Source organism: Pseudomonas sp. R4-34-07, assembly GCF_003852375.1.
GTDB lineage: Bacteria > Pseudomonadota > Gammaproteobacteria > Pseudomonadales > Pseudomonadaceae > Aquipseudomonas.
In genome coordinates, this window is record NZ_CP027760.1 from 5,684,582 (window position 1) to 5,702,207 (window position 17,626).

General features: G+C 61.4%; 18 protein-coding genes. 5 read left to right on the forward strand and 13 right to left on the reverse strand.

From position 1 onward, the window contains the following. Window position 1: 1 nt before the first annotated feature. The 4 genes from C4J85_RS26315 to C4J85_RS26330 form a co-directional block, all read right to left on the reverse strand. Entirely contained in the window at window positions 2-1,894 is a 1,893-nt protein-coding gene (locus tag C4J85_RS26315) for a cytochrome c/FTR1 family iron permease (protein WP_124411056.1), read from the reverse strand. Window positions 1,895-2,095: 201 nt separating this feature from the next. Further along, window positions 2,096-2,728: a LysE family transporter gene (locus C4J85_RS26320; RefSeq protein WP_124364925.1), complete on the reverse strand. Its 633-nt coding sequence runs from the start codon at window positions 2,726-2,728 to the stop codon at window positions 2,096-2,098. 88 nt (window positions 2,729-2,816) lie between these two features. Beyond that, window positions 2,817-3,389 (reverse strand): mechanosensitive ion channel family protein, encoded by a 573-nt coding sequence (locus C4J85_RS26325; protein WP_015886482.1) that lies wholly within the window; start codon window positions 3,387-3,389, stop codon window positions 2,817-2,819. Then, window positions 3,389-5,299: an ATP-binding cassette domain-containing protein gene (locus tag C4J85_RS26330; protein ID WP_124372250.1), complete on the reverse strand. Its 1,911-nt coding sequence runs from the start codon at window positions 5,297-5,299 to the stop codon at window positions 3,389-3,391. The genes C4J85_RS26325 and C4J85_RS26330 overlap by 1 nt, the downstream gene beginning before the upstream one ends. 50 nt (window positions 5,300-5,349) lie before the next feature. Between C4J85_RS26330 and C4J85_RS26335 the strand changes: the two genes are divergently transcribed. Beyond that, window positions 5,350-5,814 carry a TIGR02444 family protein gene (locus C4J85_RS26335; protein ID WP_177413576.1) on the forward strand — a complete coding sequence of 155 codons (465 nt, stop codon included), beginning with the start codon at window positions 5,350-5,352 and terminating at the stop codon, window positions 5,812-5,814. Here C4J85_RS26335 and C4J85_RS26340 read toward each other — a convergent pair. Continuing rightward, on the reverse strand, window positions 5,811-6,911 hold the full coding sequence (locus C4J85_RS26340; RefSeq protein ID WP_124411058.1) for an AlgP family protein: 1,101 nt from the start codon (window positions 6,909-6,911) through the stop codon (window positions 5,811-5,813). The genes C4J85_RS26335 and C4J85_RS26340 overlap by 4 nt on opposite strands. Window positions 6,912-7,102: 191 nt before the next feature. On the opposite strand from C4J85_RS26340, the gene C4J85_RS26345 reads away from it, so the two are divergent. Continuing rightward, the gene (locus C4J85_RS26345) at window positions 7,103-7,780 is read left to right on the forward strand and encodes an FKBP-type peptidyl-prolyl cis-trans isomerase (RefSeq protein WP_124411059.1); all 678 of its coding nucleotides are present in this window, start codon (window positions 7,103-7,105) and stop codon (window positions 7,778-7,780) included. Between the two features lie 52 nt (window positions 7,781-7,832). Here C4J85_RS26345 and rsd read toward each other — a convergent pair whose 3' ends face one another. The 7 genes from rsd to C4J85_RS26375 form a co-directional block, all read right to left on the reverse strand. Further along, window positions 7,833-8,291: a sigma D regulator gene (gene rsd / locus C4J85_RS26350; protein WP_124368788.1), complete on the reverse strand. Its 459-nt coding sequence runs from the start codon at window positions 8,289-8,291 to the stop codon at window positions 7,833-7,835. Window positions 8,292-8,508: 217 nt separating this feature from the next. Beyond that, complete coding sequence (locus C4J85_RS26355) at window positions 8,509-9,021, reverse strand: disulfide bond formation protein B (protein ID WP_124368789.1); 513 nt, start codon at window positions 9,019-9,021, stop codon at window positions 8,509-8,511. A gap of 237 nt (window positions 9,022-9,258) precedes the next feature. Continuing rightward, window positions 9,259-10,500, reverse strand: coding sequence for a heme biosynthesis protein HemY (locus C4J85_RS26360; RefSeq protein ID WP_124411060.1), 1,242 nt, complete (start codon window positions 10,498-10,500; stop codon window positions 9,259-9,261). A 5-nt stretch (window positions 10,501-10,505) separates the two neighbouring features. After that, window positions 10,506-11,621 (reverse strand): uroporphyrinogen-III C-methyltransferase, encoded by a 1,116-nt coding sequence (locus C4J85_RS27815; protein WP_256657842.1) that lies wholly within the window; start codon window positions 11,619-11,621, stop codon window positions 10,506-10,508. 18 nt (window positions 11,622-11,639) lie between these two features. Continuing rightward, window positions 11,640-12,398, reverse strand: a complete 759-nt coding sequence (locus C4J85_RS27820; protein ID WP_256657843.1) for a uroporphyrinogen-III synthase — start codon at window positions 12,396-12,398, stop codon at window positions 11,640-11,642. Further along, complete coding sequence (gene hemC / locus C4J85_RS26370; RefSeq protein WP_124364934.1) at window positions 12,395-13,336, reverse strand: hydroxymethylbilane synthase; 942 nt, start codon at window positions 13,334-13,336, stop codon at window positions 12,395-12,397. Before hemC ends, C4J85_RS27820 begins: the two co-directional genes overlap by 4 nt. Window positions 13,337-13,474: 138 nt before the next feature. Next, entirely contained in the window at window positions 13,475-14,221 is a 747-nt protein-coding gene (locus C4J85_RS26375; RefSeq protein WP_124411061.1) for a LytTR family DNA-binding domain-containing protein, read from the reverse strand. Between the two features lie 503 nt (window positions 14,222-14,724). Between C4J85_RS26375 and argH the strand changes: the two genes are divergently transcribed. Further along, complete coding sequence (gene argH / locus C4J85_RS26380; protein WP_124411062.1) at window positions 14,725-16,119, forward strand: argininosuccinate lyase; 1,395 nt, start codon at window positions 14,725-14,727, stop codon at window positions 16,117-16,119. Window positions 16,120-16,158: 39 nt separating this feature from the next. Here the strand turns inward: argH and C4J85_RS26385 are convergent, their stop codons facing one another. Next, the gene (locus C4J85_RS26385; RefSeq protein ID WP_124411063.1) at window positions 16,159-16,818 is read right to left on the reverse strand and encodes a glutathione S-transferase family protein; all 660 of its coding nucleotides are present in this window, start codon (window positions 16,816-16,818) and stop codon (window positions 16,159-16,161) included. A 126-nt stretch (window positions 16,819-16,944) separates the two neighbouring features. Between C4J85_RS26385 and C4J85_RS26390 the strand changes: the two genes are divergently transcribed. Next, entirely contained in the window at window positions 16,945-17,229 is a 285-nt protein-coding gene (locus C4J85_RS26390) for a hypothetical protein (protein ID WP_124364938.1), read from the forward strand. A 97-nt stretch (window positions 17,230-17,326) separates the two neighbouring features. Then, window positions 17,327-17,581: a TIGR02647 family protein gene (locus tag C4J85_RS26395; protein WP_003195403.1), complete on the forward strand. Its 255-nt coding sequence runs from the start codon at window positions 17,327-17,329 to the stop codon at window positions 17,579-17,581. Window positions 17,582-17,626: the final 45 nt, after the last annotated feature.

Genomic DNA, 17,626 nt, shown 5'->3' on the forward strand with positions numbered 1-17,626 from the left:
ACTATGCCGCCACCCGCTTCTCGGCCAGGCGACTGCGGCCATACAGCACCACAATCGCCAGGATCGCCACGGCCTGCGCACTCAACGAATACGCATCGGCGTGAATGCCCAGCCAGTCGAAGTCAAAGAACGCCACCGGCCGCGTGCCGAAGACGCCCGCTTCCTGCAATGCTTTGACGCCATGCCCGGCGAACACCACCGAAAGTGCGTACAGCAGCGCGGCGTTGATACCGAAGAACAGCGCCAACGGCAGCTTCGCCGAACCGCGCAGAATCACCCAGGCCAGGCCCACCAGCAGCACCAATGCGGTGGCGCCACCGGCCAGCACCGCGTTGTGCCCGGCCGGGCCGGCTTGCAGCCACAGGGTTTCGTAGAACAGGATCACTTCGAACAATTCGCGGTACACCGAGAAGAAGGCCAGCAGCGCAAAGCCGAAACGCCCACCACCGCCCACCAGGCTGCTCTTGATGTAGTCCTGCCAGGCCGCCGCGTGGCGCCGGTCGTGCATCCATACGCCCAGCCACAGCACCATCACGCTGGCGAACAGTGCTGTGCAGCCTTCCAGCAATTCTCGCTGGGCGCCGCTGACATCAATCACATACGCCGCCAGCGCCCAGGTAGCCAAACCGGCCAACAGCGCCAGGCCCCAGCCGACGTTGACGCTGCGCACCGCCGACTGCTGGCCGGTGTTACGCAGGAAGGCCAGGATCGCGGCCAGCACCAGGATCGCTTCCAGGCCTTCGCGCAGCAGGATCAACGAACCGGAGATGTAGCTCAACGACCAGCTCAAGCCATCGCCGCCGAGCAAGCCGGCGGACTCGCCGAGCTTGCCCTTGGCCGCGTCCAGGCGCTGTTGCACCTGTTCGATCGGCAGCCCGTCCTGCAAGGACTGGCGGTAGGCCATCAGCGCCTTCTCGGTGTCTTTGCGCACGTTGGCGTCGACGTTATCCAGCGAGCTTTCCACCAGCTCGAAGCCTTCCAGGTAAGCGGCTACCGACAAATCATAGGCTTGTTCGTGGTCGCCGTTACGGAACGCGGCCAGGCTTTTGTCCAGGGTGGCGGCGGTGTAGTCGAGCAACTGTGCCGGGCCACGCTTGACCTGCGGCGGCTGTGCGCGTTGGGCGCGGAAGGTCGCTGCCACCGCCGGGCCGTCAGCGGCCAGTACTTCGTTGGGCGTCTGGCGTGCCAGGTCGGCCAGGTTGAAGGTGTGTTCGCTGTTGGCCGCAGCCGGGTCAGCCGTGAAACCTGCGATGTAGGTGGCGAGGTCCCAGCGCTGGCGGTCATCCAACTGGTCGGCAAAGGACGGCATGTCAGTGCCTTCGACACCCAGGCCCAGGGTGTTATAGATCGCGTAGAGGCTCAGGCGATCCAGGCGCGTGGCATCGCGCAGGTTAGCGGGCGGCGGGGTCATGCCCATGCCTGCCGGGCCATCGCCAGCGCCGGCCGTGCCGTGGCACACCGAACAATGCTGGGCATATAGCGGCGCACCGCGCGTAGGGTCGGGAGTGATCGCCGGCGCCTGGCTGACTTCATACGCCACCGCCAGCCTGGCGCCCAATTGACGGGCCTGGCGGGCGACAGTTGCGCCGTCTGCATGGGCGGTGACTGCCGCGAGCAACTCATCAACGCCCTTGATTAACTCGACGCGTTCGGGCTTTTCCGGCAGTTGCGCAACCAGACCCTGCAGCACGCCCAAGAACTCCACCTGTTCGCGAAATTCCGATTCGTCCACCACCTTGCCCGCCTCCACAGTGGGCGGATAGTCGGCGCCAATGTAGTCAAGCAGATGCAACGCCTGGGGTGCGCCTTCGGCCGTCGCGGCCAACAGATTGAAGCTGCACGACATCAACGCTGGCAGCACCAGCCAGGCGAGAAAACGGAAGGGGGCAGTCATGAATGAATCTCAAGTGGAAATACGAAGTAACACTATTGTTGAGCTTTAACGGATTTGACTCAAGGTGTTATTTAGCATTGCCACAAAACCAATGTGGGAGGGGGCTTGCTCCCGATGGCGGTGGTTCAGCTCCAGACTTGCTGGCTGACACACTGTCATCGGGAGCAAGCCCCCTCCCACATTTTGATCCGGTTTCGTCAATTACGCCGTAGCGCGATGCAGGCTGGCGAGGAAACCGGCGGCGCCGACGAACAACCCGGCGAATGTGCGGTTCACGCGCTTCTGCTGCTTGGGCGAGCGCAACAGGCGCAGGACTTTCGAGGCCAACCCCGTATAACCGGCCATCACGATCATATCGACGCTGATCATCGTTGCACCAATGATCAGGTACTGGACCGCCAACGGTGCCTGTGGATTCACGAACTGCGGCAATACCGCGAGCATGAATACCAACGCCTTCGGGTTGCTGGCGTTGACCAGAAAACCACGGAACATCATGGCCATCGGCTTGCCAATCGGGCGTACTGCGGCGTCATCGGTCATGTCCATGGGCAAGGCGCGCCATTGCTTGATGGCCAGGTAGACCAGGTACGCCACGCCAAACCATTTGATCGCATAAAACGCGGTGGAGGACGTCGCCAGGATGGCACCCAAGCCGCCCGCCACCACGGCAATCTGCATCGCCAGGCCCAGCTGCAGGCCAATGGCGTTCCAGTAACCGCGTACGAAACCGTATTGCAGGCCGCTGGACATCGAAGCGATGGCGCCCGCGCCGGGGGAAAGGGAGATGATCCAACTGGCCAGGAAAAAGGCCAGCCACGTGTCGAGTGCCATTGCACACCTCGGAAAGGAGTTTGCGGTTGTGCCTTAAGCTAACGCTGCCGGCCAAAGGCTGGCTATCAATTTTTGCAGGCGGTGATTTCTAGCGGTCGCCAGGAAACACATGGGTACCGGGCCAACGCCGCACCGAGCGCTGGAAGAACAGACTGTTGGGCACTTGTACCATCGCGCTGTCCGTACCGGCCTCTGCCACCTCGACCAGCGTGGTATAGAGCAGATTGATCGCCACGACGCGCCCTTTCACACCGGGTTTGTCGACGGTGTCCACCAGTTCGACGATGTCGCCGAGGCGAAACGGCCCCACGGTGAAGATCAAGATCGCGCACAGCAAGTTGGACAGCACGGACCACATGGCGAAGAACGCCACCGCCGCCACTGCCACAAACCCTGACAGTGCCGTCCACAGCACCGTGGCGGAGACGCCCAGGCGGCCCAACACGAAGATCAGCGCGCTGCCCATGATCAGCCAGCGCAGGCCACCGCGCAGCGGCATCAACAACTGTGGCGGGAACGGATAGCGCTCACCCAGGCGGGTCAGGCCCTTGGCGACAAAACGCTGGGCAAGGTAACCCGCCAGCAGGATCAGCAGGATTTGCACGCCGATCCACACAGGCTCGATCCATTGCGCCGGCAAAGGCAGTTGCAACGCTTCCATCAGGACAGCGCCTCCAGCTCCGCTTGCAGGGTTTCAAGCACTTCGAGGGCTTCCATCCAGGACTCCTCCAATTGCCCTTCACGCACCTTGAGCCGGGCCTGTTCGGCCAGCAGGTCGCGCAGTTCATCCTTGCGCGCGGCCTCGTACACAGCGCTGTCGCCCAGGCTGGTTTCGATCTTGGCCAGGCGCTCGTGCACCTTGCCCAGCTCGACCTCCAGCTTGTCAGCTTCGCGCTTGTGCGGCGCCAACTGCTGACGCAGTGCGGCGGCAGCCTGGCGCTGGGCTTTCTTGTCGGTCTTGTCCGGGTTGACCGGCGTGTTGCTGGTCGGCGCATTGCGCAGACGGTAGTCGGTCAGCCAGCGCGCATAGTCGTCCAGGTCGCCGTCGAATTCCTCGACCTTGCCGTCAGCCACCAGCAGGAAATTATCGGTGGTGCTCTTGAGCAGGTGGCGATCGTGAGACACCACCAGTACCGCACCGCTGAATTCCTGCAGGGCCATGGTCAGCGCCAGGCGCATTTCCAGGTCCAGGTGGTTGGTCGGCTCGTCGAGCAGCAGCAGGTTCGGGCGGTCCCAGGCGATCAGGGCCAGGGCCAGGCGTGCCTTTTCGCCACCGGAAAAATTCAGCACCGGCTCATCGATACGCGCGCCACGGAAGTCGAAACCCCCGAGGAAATCACGCAGGGTCTGTTCGCGCTCGGTGGGCGCCAGGCGCTGCAGGTGCAACAGCGGGCTCGCCTTGGAATCCAGCGAGTCCAGTTGATGCTGGGCGAAGTAGCCCACCACGGTGTTCTCGCCACGGGTCAGGCGGCCGGCCAAGGGCTCCAGTTCGCCCGACAGGTTCTTGATCAGCGTCGACTTGCCCGCGCCGTTAGGCCCCAACAAACCGATGCGTGCGCCAGGCGTGAGCTGCAGCTTGACCTTCTCGAGGATGGTCTTGTCGCCATAACCCAGGCGCGCATCCGACAGATCGAGCAAGGGGCTGGAGATTTTCACCGACTCACGGAACACGAAGTCGAACGGCGAATCGACATGGGCCGCCGATAGTTCTTCCATGCGCTCCAGCGCCTTGATCCGGCTCTGGGCCTGCCGCGCCTTGGTGGCCTGGGCCTTGAACCGGGCGATATAGCTTTCCATATGCGCGCGCTGCGCCTGCTGCTTCTCGAAAGCCTGTTGCTGCTGGGCCAGGCGTTCGGCACGGGCGCGCTCGAAGGCGGTGTAGCCGCCCCGATAGAGCGTGATTTTCTTCTGTTCGACATGGGCGATATTGTCGACCACGGCGTCGAGGAAATCCCGGTCGTGGGAAATCAGCAACAGGGTGCCCTGATAGTTCTTGAGGAAGTCTTCCAGCCACAGGATCGCATCAAGGTCCAAGTGGTTGGTCGGCTCGTCGAGCAGCAACAGGTCCGAAGGACACATCAGCGCCTGGGCCAGGTTCAGGCGCATGCGCCAGCCGCCAGAGAAGTCGGCGACCGGGCGATCCATCTGTTCGTTGGTAAACCCAAGGCCGGCGAGCATCTTGCGGGCGCGGGCGTCGGCGGTGTAGCCGTCGGCGCTGTCCAGCTCAGAATGCAGGCGGGCTTGGGCGGCGCCGTCCTGGGCTTGTTCTGCGGCGGCGAGGTCGTGTTGCACCTGGCGCAGGCGCAGGTCGCCATCGAGCACGTAGTCGATCGCGATGCGGTCCAGGGTGTCGATCTCCTGGCGCATATGGGCGATGCGCCAGTCGGCCGGCAGCAGGCAGTCCCCGGAATCCGGGGTCAGCTCACCCAGCAACAGGGCGAACAACGTGGATTTACCGGCGCCATTGGCACCGATCAGGCCGGCTTTGTGACCGGCGTGCAGGGTCAGCTCGGCATCTTCAAGAAGACGCTGCGGGCCACGCTGTAATGTTAGGCTTTGAAGTCGGATCATAATGGCGGCGGAGTCTACCAGCTTCGTTGGCCGCTGGCTTGGGTGTGAATATGTGCGCTGACCTGTGGAGCTTTGCCCTCTCGACTTACGCCCGCCCCGGCGTGGAGGCTGCTTGCCTGCGGTTGCAGGCGCAAGGCGCGGATGTGTGCCTGTTGCTGTGTGGTGCGTGGCTGGAGCGACGGGGTGTGGCGCGGTTGCCCGAACGCGTGGTGGCGCTGCAGCAGCTTGCGCGGCCATGGCGCACGCGTGTCGTCGACCCCTTGCGCGAAGTCCGCGTGCAATGGCGGGCGCTGGCACAGCAGGATGCGCAGTTGGCTGAATTACGGCGTCAGGTCAAAGCATTGGAACTGGAGGCCGAGCGAGCATTACTGACACGCCTGGAAGCGCTGGCGAAGACATGGCCGACCAACGAGGGGAAAGGGCAATACGAATGGCTTGAAGACCTGGCAAGCGAAGCCGCCGACCTTGACCACAACGCGCTGCAGCAGCTGCGCGTTGGGGTCACCCGCACTTAGGAAGCGCTGGTTGGGGTGGTGCTTGGCGCTACCGGTGCAGAGGTGCTGCTGGCCGATGCGGTTGGAGCGGAGGACGTTGCCGGAGTAGCGGCAGGTGCCGCAGGAGTTGCTGGCTTGGCAGCAGTGGTTTTAGCAGCTGGCTTGGTGGCTGGTTTGGCAGCGGCGGTTTTAGCGGCTGGCTTGGCGGCTGGTTTCGCAGCAGCGGTTTTAGCGGCTGGCTTGGCGGCTGGTTTCGCAGCAGCGGTTTTGGCAGCTGGCTTGGCGGCTGGTTTCGCAGCAGCGGTTTTAGCGGCTGGCTTGGCGGCTGGTTTCGCAGCAGCAGTTTTGGCAGCTGGCTTGGCGGCTGGTTTCGCAGCAGCAGTTTTGGCAGCTGGCTTGGCGGCTGGTTTCGCAGCAGCAGTTTTGGCAACTGGCTTGGCGGCTGGTTTCGCAGCAGCAGTTTTGGCAGCTGGCTTGGCGGCTGGTTTCGCAGCAGCAGTTTTGGCAGCTGGCTTGGCGGCTGGTTTCGCAGCAGCGGTTTTGGCAGCTGGCTTGGCGGCTGGTTTCGCAGCAGCGGTTTTGGCAACTGGCTTGGTGGCTGGTTTCGCAGCAGCAGTTTTAGCAGCTGGCTTGGCGGCAATTTTAGCCGGCGCCTTCGCTGCAACAGCTTTGCTGGCTGGCTTTTTGGCCGCGCTGGCGGTGACGGCTTTTGCCGGCGTACGCGCGCCAAGGGCCTTGGAGACGGCTTCTTTCACACGACCAATGCCCTGGGCCAGTTTCAGGCTTTCCTGAGCGTCTTTTTTGAGCTGGGAAATGTAGGTGCGGGTTTCGGTTTGACGGTCCTTGAGGGCGTCCAGCAGGTCCTCAAGTTCGTTAACTGCGTCTTTGGCCTTGGCTTGTGCCTTGGCTTTACCGGCAGTGGCGGCGTCTTGCAATTTGGTGCGGGATTTGTGCAGCTTTTCTTGCGCTTTGCCGCGTTGTTTTTCCAGTTTGGCGAGCAGTTTTTCTGCATCGGCCAAGGCCTGGGAACAAGCGCTTTCCAGATGTTCGAGCAAGCTGCCCGACAATTGTTGGAGTAAGTGCAACGGGGTATTTACAGGCTTCTGTTTGGCCGACATGGTTTACCTCCTGGCTGACGTGGGTGCGGCTCATACTAGCCCTCTGCTCTTACCGCCGCTAGGCCATGTTGACAGTATCGTTTGCGTTGCGTTGCAACGTAGGAAAATTCTTATCGATATAACAGAAAACCACCCCACTGCTCAGCCACTCACGCTGGCATAATCCGTCGCACTTTCGGCGGAGAACACCCATGTTGCGTTACCTTTTCCTAGTGCTTGGCCTGGCGATTTTCAGCGCCGATGCGAGCGAGCAATCGCCGCCAAAAACCGCTACTCAAGACCAGCACGACCTCGCCTACAGCCTGGGCGCCAGCCTCGGTGAGCGTCTGCGCCAGGAGGTGCCCGACTTGCAGATCCAAGCCCTGGTCGACGGTCTCAAACAAGCCTACCAAGGCAAACCATTGGCACTGGATGACACCCGCATCGAACAAATTCTTGCTCAGCATGAGGCACAGAACGCCACCGACGCCCAAGTGCCGCAGAGCGAAAAAGCACTCGCTGCCGAACAGCAATTTTTATCGAAGGAAAAAGCTGCAAAGGGTGTGCGCGAATTGGCGGACGGTATCCTGCTCACCGAGTTGACGCCGGGCACCGGCAACAAGCCGTTGGCAACTGATGAAGTGCAGGTGAAATACGTGGGTCGACTGCCCGATGGAAGCGTGTTCGATCAGAGCGCACTGCCCCAATGGTTTCGCCTGGACAGCGTGATCAGTGGCTGGAGCAGCGCATTGCAACAGATGCCGGTAGGCGCGAAATGGCGCCTGGTCATTCCCTCGGCCCAAGCCTATGGCGCGGACGGCGCAGGCGAATTGATCCCACCCTACACCCCTCTGGTCTTCGAAATCGAATTGCTCGGGACTCGCCACTAGCCCATAAAAAACGGTGCGACATGCGCACCGTTTTTAATTGCCTCTCAACGCTTCATGCCGGTGTAGCTGGCTCTTCTTTGTGAGCGTTGTGCAGCACTTCAATCAGGCAATCTTCCAGTTCGAAGCGCTCATGCAACAGAGCGCCCAGCTCCTTGAATTTTTCAGCAACACACTTCCCCGCATCGCACAGGTCAGTGAACGCCAGCAGCTTTTCGGTGATGACATCGATGCGCGGGTAAAGGGTCTCTGCCAACTTCAGGCCACGCTGATCGTCGAACGCTTCTGCCTCCTTGGTCAGTTGCTCGTAGACGCCGAAATGACCTGCAGACACATAATCCACCAGCACTGCGCAGAAATCTTGCAGCGGCTCGCGCTTCTCGGCCAGTGCCTCTGGCTTGGCACCGAGCGCATCAAAGGCCCGAACCAGTTCGTGGCGTGCTTTCAACCAGCTGTCGATCAGCTTATGCACCCCACCCCAGCGTTCCTGAGCATTCTGACAACTTTCCAGCATGATGATCTCTCTTCCCTATGGGGACGCTGCTGCCGTGTGCCCGTGCAACACTTCAAGGTTAAAGCGGCGGCCGGACAAGGCCACGTCTGACAAGCGGTTTCGATAACGCGTGCGGGCCAGATTATGCCCGCATCACTATGGCTTCAAGGTACGCAGGAGAGAAAGTTCATACAAGCGTTTAATCCCGTCCTACGACATGAACCGTATTTTCCTCGCTTTACGCTAGATAACGCCGACTGAGCAACAAGCGAGAAAGCGGCGTGGCACCCAGAATCAGCATCGCCACGAAAAACAACAGACTCCACTCCGGCAGGCTGAGGTCAAATAGCGTCCAATTGATTTCGACGCAATCGACAGTACCCTTGAAGACTGACCGAGCAGCCTGCCAAAACGACAGGTTTTCAATCATGTAATCAAGGGTTGGCCAGCACTTCGGCATTTGGTCCGACGCAGTGTTCTGCAGCAGCACCTGGCGCCCGGCGGTGACGGCGCCAAAAGCCGCACATCCCATGCTCGCCAGCCCATACACATACACGCCGGAGCGGCCAGGGTTATGAAGGGCCGCGATCAGGTTGATCAGTACAAAGGCGGCGAGCAACAACCGTTGCACCTGGCACAAAAAGCATGGCTGCAACAGTGCGCCATATTCCAGATAGAAAGACACGCCCAACGTCAGCGCACCGGCCATGAACGCCAGGAAAAACAAGGAGCGTAAGGGGGCCAAAGACATTGTTTATCCGCACCGCAAGAGATAGGTCGCTACGGTAGAGGAAAGGCCCGACCCCTTTCAATACGCCTTGGAGCAGACAATTCCGCTAAAACACAGGGAGATCCCGCCAGCACACTGAGGAAATCGCCCTTCAAGACGTAAGAATTGGTTACGAGCCCACTTAAGCCGAATGTTTACATAGGGTTATGGGATTGGCTTCTGGATCCGTCTGAGCCAACCGATTGGTCCTTTCCTACTTCAAGCTCGGGCGGGGGCTGGCAACGGTGAGGCCAGCAGACGATTGTCGAGTAACCCCAAGCCTTCCTGGAACAGCTGGTTGCTGCGCTCGGTATCACCCAGTTGGGCCAGCAGGCGGGCCAATTCGGCGCAGGCTTCGGGATTGCGCTGCACCTGCAGGCTGCTTTCCAGATAATCACGTGCCTTACCCCACAAGCTGTTCTGCAGGCACAGACGGCCCAGCGTCAGCAACAGGCTGGCATCGCCCGGATGATCCTTCAGCCAGCCTTCGGCAAACTTCAACTGACGGGCCGGGTCGCTGCCGCGCAGCAGGCCGTAGAGCCGAATAAGATGGCTGTCATAATTGCGCTTGAGCGCACCGCGCAGTGCTTCCTCGGCCTTGGCGTCCGCGCCCAGTCGACGCAGTTGGTCAGCATACGCCAACACCAGTTGCGGCTCCTGACGCTGGGCTGAAGTCAGTTGCTCCCAGGCGCGATCAAGAGACCGCAAGCCGGCCTCGCCCGGCTCCTCACGGTGTGCGGCCAGGCTGAGGTTTTCTCCCCAGGCCCGGCGCTCCAGTTCGGCCAGTTCACTGGCCGGCAGCACCTTGTCCTTACGCAGTTCAGGCAACAGGCGAATCACCGCCGACCAATCACCGCGCTGCTGGTGCAGCCGCTGCAGCTGTCGCAGGACCTGGGCATTGTGAGGATGGCGCTCATGCATCGCCTGCAGGGTGACCAGGGCACCTTCAGTATCACCACGGTCCATCTGCAATTGCGCATGGCTCAAGGCAACGGCCAGTTCCGCCTGGGGCTGGCGAGCCAGCGCACGCTCCAGCAAACCATCCGACTCTGCATAACGTCCCAGCTCATTGGCCGCACGCGCCGCACCAAGGTAATACAGTAGTGGTTGGCGCTCCGCTTCCGCAGCGCGGTGCAGGTGGCGTTCGGCACTGGCCCAGCGGCCTTCGGCCAGGTCCATCTGGCCTTGCTCGATTGCAATCTGCACACGGCGGCTGCGATTGCGCCGCGACCAGGGGTTGACCACGCCACCCGAGGCAGTGACCAGGCTCAGCAGGACGCGAATCAGATAGATCGCCAGGCCTATGGCAAACACCGCCACCAAGGTGGCCCACAGGCTCGATTCGTAATGCAGCACATGAGGATAGGTAATCAGCACGTAGCCGGTGTGTTTCGAAATACCCACGGCCAACGCCAGGGCGATCGCAATTGCCAGCACCAGGATCACATAGAAACGCTTCATCGGTTCTACTCCTGGGCCGCAGGCTTGGCAGCCGAAGCCTTGGCTTCGTCGGCAGACAGATGACGACGCTCAAGGTACGCCTGCACAGCCGCGAGGCTCGCGGCCAGGTCAGGCGTCACCACCGACACGGCCTTGGGCTCGAGCTCGGCGATACGCGCCAGCATCGCCTTGCTCTGCGGGTTGTCCTGGTTGAAGTTATCCTGCAGTACGCTGCGCGCTTCACCCAGCGACCGGCTATACACCGCCGATTCGCCGTTGAGTGCTGCCCACTGCGCTTGCTCCAGCGCCAGGCTCAGGGCCAGGCGCACCTGATTCAACCCTTGGCCCGCCAGAAGCGGACGAATGTTGTCATCGGGATTGAAGTCGATACGGAAATAACGGGATATCTGCTCCCACCATTGGCTCAATTGATTGCCCGTATCGCTGGTTGGGCGGCCCTGGGAAGCGGGCTCCGTGAGTTGATACTCCGGGGCGATCGCCGCCAGTTGCACCACTTGGTCGCGCAATGCGGCCAACTGCAGGTACAACCCGGTGCGGTCCGGCTGTTCGGTGCTGCGCAAAGCCGCCAGGCTCTTGGCCAGTTGCTCGCGCGCCGCGAACGCGCCGGGGTCGCTCTGCTCACGCAGAATCTCGTCGGCACCCTGGACCAGCGACTGAGCGCTGTTGATGTCCTGCAAGGCCGACAGACGCAAGCTGGCCAGACGAATCAGATGCTCGGCCTCGGCCAGGCGCCAATCCTTGCGGCTGGCACCCAGTACGGTTTCCAGGCGCTGGTTCAGGCGCTGCTGGTCACCCTGCAACTGTGCGACCAGGCGTCGGCGCTCTTCCAGCTCATCGGCACCGGGCAACTGCGCCAAGCGGGCGGCCAACTGTTGCTGGCTCTGCTTGAGGCTCTGGGATTGCTCATCCAGGGTCTGTACCTGACCCAGTTGCTGCTGGCTGCTGGCTTGCAGGGCACGGACCTGCCAGATTCCCCAGCCGCCGGCGGCAACGCCCGCAGCGCCAAGCAGCAGAGCGACGACTGCCAGGCCATTGCCACGGCGTGGCGCGGCGACCGGCGTTCCGACCGGCGCATCGAGCGCGGGCTGAGCTTCATCTTTAGGCAAGGCTGTTTCGCTCACGTATCCGTCCTTTGCGTATCAGAGAGTGGGAACGGGATGACTCCCTAACGCCACTAACAAAGCCGCAGCACTCGCGCCGCGACAATCCACAACTTTTTCTGCGCCAGCGGCCCGCGCCATCTCGTAGACGCGCGGGCTGGGCACGAACAACGGCAGCTGCGCCACCTCAGGCCAATCGGAGCCGGCCACGGCCTGCAAGTGTAAAAAACCTTGCCCACTGCTGACCACCACGCCGTTCAAGCGTTCCAACTGGATGCGCTGCGTCAGTGCGCCCGGGTCGTAGGCCGCAAGCAAACGGCGATACAATTCCAGATAGTCGACACTAACACCTCGCTCGCGTAAACGCTCCGCGAGCAGCTCCCGACCGCCCTCGCCGCGCAGGATCAACACCCTGGCACCAGGAAGTGCGATAGCCTCGCGCAACGCCGGCAATTGAAGCAAGGCCTCGCTGTCGTCACCCGTTGGCGGATAGTGCACGTCCAGACCCTGCTCGGCCAGTATCTGTGCAGTAGCAGCACCGACACTGAACCACGGCAGTCGCGGCCAGGGCGCGCTCAATTGTTGCAGGGCAAGACGCGCCGCCGGCTTGCTCACCACGATCACCGCGCAGTAGCGCTGCAGCGCCCCGAAGACTGCCCGTTGTTCAGGCGTGACCGGCAAGGCTTCGATCTCCAGCAAGGGCAGCTGGCTGCTGAAAACACCCGCATCGGCCAATGTCGCCGCCAAGGCCGCCGATTCTTCGGCAGGCCGTGTGAGCAGCAATCGCCACGGGGTCACTGCGGGCCGGCCTCGCCGTAGACTTTTTGCAGAATGGCGCCAGCGCCCTTGCTCAGCAATTCCTCGGCGACCTGGATGCCCAGGGCCGTGGCCTCACGTTGCGGGCCGCGCACTTGCGCGGTCAGCAGCGTGCCGCCGTCCGGGTCCCCGACCAGGCCACGCAGCCACAGGTTCTCACCTTCGAGCACGGCATAGCAGGCGATCGGTACCTGGCAGCCACCGTTGAGGTGCTTGTTCAGGGCACGCTCGGCGGTGACGCGAACCTCGGTGTCCGCGTGATCAAGCGGTTTGAGCAGTGCATGAATTTCGCTGTCGGCGGTGCGACATTCAACGCCGACTGCACCCTGCCCTCCAGCGGGCAAGCTGTCCTCTACGCTGATTGCATGGGTGATGCGGTCTTCGAAACCCAGGCGGATCAGGCCAGCCGCTGCGAGGATGATCGCGTCGTACTCACCCGCATCCAACTTGGCCAGGCGCGTGTTGACGTTGCCGCGCAGAAAGCGGATCTGCAGGTCGGGGCGACGGGTCAGCAACTGGGCCTGGCGACGCAGGCTGGAGGTGCCCACGATGCTGCCCAGGGGCAAGTCATCCAGGGAGGCATAGGTGTTGGAAACAAAGGCGTCGCGGGGGTCTTCGCGCTCACAGATGCAAAAAAGGCCCAGGCCTTCAGGGAAGTCCATGGGCACGTCTTTCATCGAATGCACGGCGATGTCGGCTTCGTTCTCCAGCAGCGCGGTTTCCAGTTCCTTGACGAACAAGCCCTTGCCGCCAATTTTCGACAGTGGCGAGTCCAGCAATTTATCGCCGCGACTGACCATGGGGACCAGGGTCACCCTGAGGCCAGGGTGGGCCTGCTCAAGGCGTGCTTTGACGTATTCGGCCTGCCATAAGGCCAGGGCACTTTTACGGGTGGCGATGCGGATTTCGCGAGAAGACATGGATCAATCCGTACTGAATAGATACGGCAGATAATAACAGCTCAGGCAAATACGCTTTGATTTGAATCAGCAAGTGCGGGGCCTCCCTGGCCGCGTCGCACCGGGATAAGGACTGCGCAGCTCGCCAGGGCCTCTGGGTTAAAGCTGCTGCATCATCTTGCGCACGCCGGCGACATGGCGCCGACTGACGATCAAGGCATCGCCATTGAGCCCCTTGAGGAACAGCTGAAAGTGCCCCAGAGGCGTGCGTTGCAAGCGTTCGATACGCTCACGGGCCACCAGCGCATTGCGATGGATACGCACGAAGCGGTCGCCGAATTCATCTTCCAGGGCTTTGAGCGGCTCATCGAGCAACACTTCGCCGGCTTCGTGGCGCAAGGTCACGTATTTATGGTCGGCGATAAAATAAACCACCTGAGCGAGGGGAATCAGCTCGATGCCCTTGCGGGTGCGTGCACTGATATGGCTGCGGGGGCCGTTACCACTCTGGGCGGCAGGCTGGGTCAGGGCTGCGAGCTGAACACGGCTGGGGCGCTCGGCTTTCTTCAAGGCCTTGAGCAATGCTTCGCCAGTCACCGGTTTGACGAGAAAACTGACACCGCTGTCTTCCAGCGTCTGTGCAGAAAACTCTTCCTCGGCCGCGCATAACACCACCGCAGGGGGCGACTCGCGTTCGCTCAGGCGGGCGGCAACTTGCAGACCATCGAGGCCCGGCATACGGATATCGAGCAACACCACATCCGGCTTGAGGCTGTCGATCAACGTCAACGCCTCCTCGCCGCTGGTGGCGCTCGGCTCAAGGACTGTATAACCCTCGAGTTCACTGACCAGACGGCTCAGTCGCTCGCGGGCTTGGGGTTCGTCATCAACGATCAGGACATTCATATAGCGCTGGATTCCTGCGTGAGTCTCGCACAAGGATAGCGTAGACAGGTGCGGTGACTTGCGTCACAGCGATCCACGCTAAGACTAGCGCGAGCGGCAAAAAGTGCCCTGGGAGCGGCACCCAAATTTACCCGGACCTGTTCAATAGCGCCCAAGACCCGCTGCATTCGCGCAGCGTCGTAGGGTTTGCTGATACACAATCCGAATATCCCCCTTTTTTAATGGATAGTCTGGGCTCTGACCGCATGACCCGACTTTGGTGCATTCACACACTCTCAGTCCAACTGTAGACGCTCGCTGAGACGATATTGCTCAATCGTCAAATATCGTTTCAATAAGAACCTGCTCCCAGTCTCGTCCCGGACGCGGTCGGCGGCAAGGCACTTAGCCATCCTTTGCACAAATAAAATTGCCGTCCGCCCACAGCACCGCGTCTGCGGACAACCCTGTTATTATCGGCGGCACACCTCCACGCCTCTTTTAAGCAGATCACGAGCGAATCCATGAGCACCGACAAGACCAACCAGTCCTGGGGCGGCCGCTTCAGTGAACCCGTCGACGCCTTCGTCGCGCGCTTCACCGCCTCCGTCACCTTCGACCAGCGCCTGTACCGCCACGACATCATGGGCTCCATCGCCCATGCCACGATGCTGGCCAAGGTCGGCGTACTGACCGATGCCGAACGCGACAGCATCATCGATGGCCTGACCACCATCCGTGGCGAGATCGAAGCCGGTACGTTCGACTGGCGCGTCGACCTGGAAGACGTGCACATGAACATCGAGGCTCGCCTCACCGATCGCATCGGTGTGACCGGCAAAAAGCTGCACACCGGTCGCAGTCGGAACGACCAGGTGGCCACCGATATCCGCCTGTGGCTGCGCGATGAAATCGACTTGATCCTGGCTGAAATCACCCGCTTGCAGAAAGGTTTGCTGGAACAGGCCGAGCGTGAATCGGACGCCATCATGCCCGGCTTCACTCACCTGCAGACCGCTCAGCCCGTGACCTTTGGCCACCACCTGCTGGCCTGGTTCGAAATGCTCAGCCGCGATTACGAGCGCCTGGTGGATTGCCGCAAGCGCACCAACCGCATGCCGTTGGGCAGCGCCGCGCTGGCGGGCACCACCTACCCGATCGACCGTGAGTACACCGCGCAGCTGCTGGGTTTCGACGCCGTCGGCGGCAACTCCCTGGACGGTGTGTCGGACCGTGATTTCGCCATCGAATTCTGCGCCGCCGCGAGCATCGCGATGATGCACCTGTCGCGCTTCTCCGAAGAGCTGGTGCTGTGGACCAGCGCGCAATTCCAGTTCATCGACCTGCCGGACCGTTTCTGCACCGGCAGTTCGATCATGCCGCAAAAGAAAAACCCCGACGTGCCCGAGCTGGTGCGTGGCAAGAGCGGCCGCGTATTCGGCGCACTGATGGGCCTGCTGACCCTGATGAAAGGCCAGCCGCTGGCTTACAACAAGGACAACCAGGAAGACAAGGAGCCGCTGTTCGACGCCGCCGACACCCTGCGCGACTCACTGCGTGCGTTTGCCGACATGATCCCGGCGATCAAGCCCAAGCACGCCATCATGCGCGAAGCAGCCTTGCGGGGTTTCTCCACCGCGACCGACCTGGCCGACTACCTGGTGCGGCGTGGCCTGCCGTTCCGTGACTGCCATGAAATCGTGGGCCATGCCGTGAAATACGGAGTGGACACCGGCAAGGACCTGGCTGAAATGAGCCTGGAAGAATTGCGCCAGTTCAGCGACCAGATCGAGCAGGACGTGTTCGCCGTGCTGACCCTGGAAGGCTCGGTGAATGCCCGTAATCACATAGGCGGCACCGCGCCGGCGCAGGTGAAGGCAGCAGTGGTACGCGGCCAGGCCCTGCTCGCCAGCCGCTGAATAAAATGTGGGAGGGGGCTTGTCCCCTCCCACACTTGATCACTTTTTAGCCGCAATCATCGCCATAAACCCAGGCATTGCCGCCTGCCGGTCCGCCTCGACCTTTTGCGCATTGGGCATCGCATTCAAACGCTCCAGCAGCGCCTTGGCCGCTGGCATATCAGCCAGCAAATCCAGCCCAAACAGTTTCTCGCCCACGGCACAGGCGAGGTTCATGCTGTACATGAAATACAGATCGGCAATCGTGAAGCGCTCCCCCGCCACATAAGGCGCGAACTTGCCGTGCCGGCCTAACGTACCGACGCCAAGCAACAATTCAGCTCGGGCTTTCTCCTTGATCGCCTCCGGCACATGCATGCCAAAGAACGCCTCGGCGAAGCACGCCCGTGCGGGCAATTCAATGTACAACTCGATCTCCCTGCACAACGCCAGCACCTGGGCGCGCTGGAACGGCTCGGCCGGCAGCAGCGCAGGCCCTTCCTGAGTCTGCTCGATGTATTCGAGGATCACGCTGGTTTCATTGATGAAGCCTTGCTTGACGCCGAGCACCGGCACTTTGCCTCGTGGGCTTACCGCCAGGGCTTCAGGCGTTTGTCCTGCATAAAAAGGCACCTCTTCGAAAGGCAGGCCTTTCTCCATCAGCGCCAGCTTGACCATGTTGTAGTAGTTGCTGACCGAAAAACCGTAGAGCTTGAGCATTGCGAACGCCTCCAGGCCGGGTGTGGGGTTGGCTGCAAGCGTTATAGACGCTGAGGCACGGCCTGACCAGCAGCATCACCCGCCTGAATGGAGTTAGACTGGCGCCCTTTCCTTGAGGAGCCTGCCATGAGCGAGCCGACCGATATCGACAATGACGAAGAAGAATTCACCGAAAACACGCTGATCGAAGCGATTGAAAACCAGATCGAAAGCGACAACCCGCCAGCGGCCAAGGCCACGTTCAACAAACTGACGCTGGTCGGATATGAGCGCGAAGAGATTCTGAATCTCATGGCCCATGTGCTGGCCTTCGAGATCGATGCGATGCTGGACGAAGACCGCGCTTTTGATACCCAGTGGTATGAAACAGCGCTGCGAGCATTGCCTGAGTTGCCGCCGGAAAAACAATAACCCTCGGCCGCGCAGCAACACGCTGGACAGTTCGGCAAAGTGCGTTCACCTTATGGCCTGCTAGCCTCTAATAAATTTTAGAAAGTCTGGAGTCCTTATGTCGTATACCCCTGAGTTGGTTGCCGAACTGGAAATCCTCGTACTCTTTCCCCTGGACAGCACCAAGGAAGGTCTGAAAGTCCATCAGACCGCCGCCCCCACTGCCATCGCCGCTGCCAAGCGTCTCCATGCGAAAGGGCTTATCGACCAACCGGATGGAGGCTATCTGACCAGCCTTGGCCGGGACGCCGCCGAGCAAGCGCAGACCTTGCTGACTATCTTGACCACCGCCTCCACCAAAGAAGCCGCCTGACACCTGATCCCGCCCATGGAGTCCGCCCCGCTGCGGATTCCACGG

Coding starts and splice junctions, on each gene's coding strand:
- C4J85_RS26315 (WP_124411056.1), bottom strand. CDS start 1,894: ATGACTGCCCCCTTCCGTTTTCTCGCCTGGCTGGTGCTGCCAGCGTTG.
- C4J85_RS26320 (WP_124364925.1), bottom strand. CDS start 2,728: ATGGCACTCGACACGTGGCTGGCCTTTTTCCTGGCCAGTTGGATCATC.
- C4J85_RS26325 (WP_015886482.1), bottom strand. CDS start 3,389: ATGGAAGCGTTGCAACTGCCTTTGCCGGCGCAATGGATCGAGCCTGTG.
- C4J85_RS26330 (WP_124372250.1), bottom strand. CDS start 5,299: ATGATCCGACTTCAAAGCCTAACATTACAGCGTGGCCCGCAGCGTCTT.
- C4J85_RS26335 (WP_177413576.1), top strand. CDS start 5,350: ATGTGCGCTGACCTGTGGAGCTTTGCCCTCTCGACTTACGCCCGCCCC.
- C4J85_RS26340 (WP_124411058.1), bottom strand. CDS start 6,911: ATGTCGGCCAAACAGAAGCCTGTAAATACCCCGTTGCACTTACTCCAA.
- C4J85_RS26345 (WP_124411059.1), top strand. CDS start 7,103: ATGTTGCGTTACCTTTTCCTAGTGCTTGGCCTGGCGATTTTCAGCGCC.
- rsd (WP_124368788.1), bottom strand. CDS start 8,291: ATGCTGGAAAGTTGTCAGAATGCTCAGGAACGCTGGGGTGGGGTGCAT.
- C4J85_RS26355 (WP_124368789.1), bottom strand. CDS start 9,021: ATGTCTTTGGCCCCCTTACGCTCCTTGTTTTTCCTGGCGTTCATGGCC.
- C4J85_RS26360 (WP_124411060.1), bottom strand. CDS start 10,500: ATGAAGCGTTTCTATGTGATCCTGGTGCTGGCAATTGCGATCGCCCTG.
- hemC (WP_124364934.1), bottom strand. CDS start 13,336: ATGTCTTCTCGCGAAATCCGCATCGCCACCCGTAAAAGTGCCCTGGCC.
- C4J85_RS26375 (WP_124411061.1), bottom strand. CDS start 14,221: ATGAATGTCCTGATCGTTGATGACGAACCCCAAGCCCGCGAGCGACTG.
- argH (WP_124411062.1), top strand. CDS start 14,725: ATGAGCACCGACAAGACCAACCAGTCCTGGGGCGGCCGCTTCAGTGAA.
- C4J85_RS26385 (WP_124411063.1), bottom strand. CDS start 16,818: ATGCTCAAGCTCTACGGTTTTTCGGTCAGCAACTACTACAACATGGTC.
- C4J85_RS26390 (WP_124364938.1), top strand. CDS start 16,945: ATGAGCGAGCCGACCGATATCGACAATGACGAAGAAGAATTCACCGAA.
- C4J85_RS26395 (WP_003195403.1), top strand. CDS start 17,327: ATGTCGTATACCCCTGAGTTGGTTGCCGAACTGGAAATCCTCGTACTC.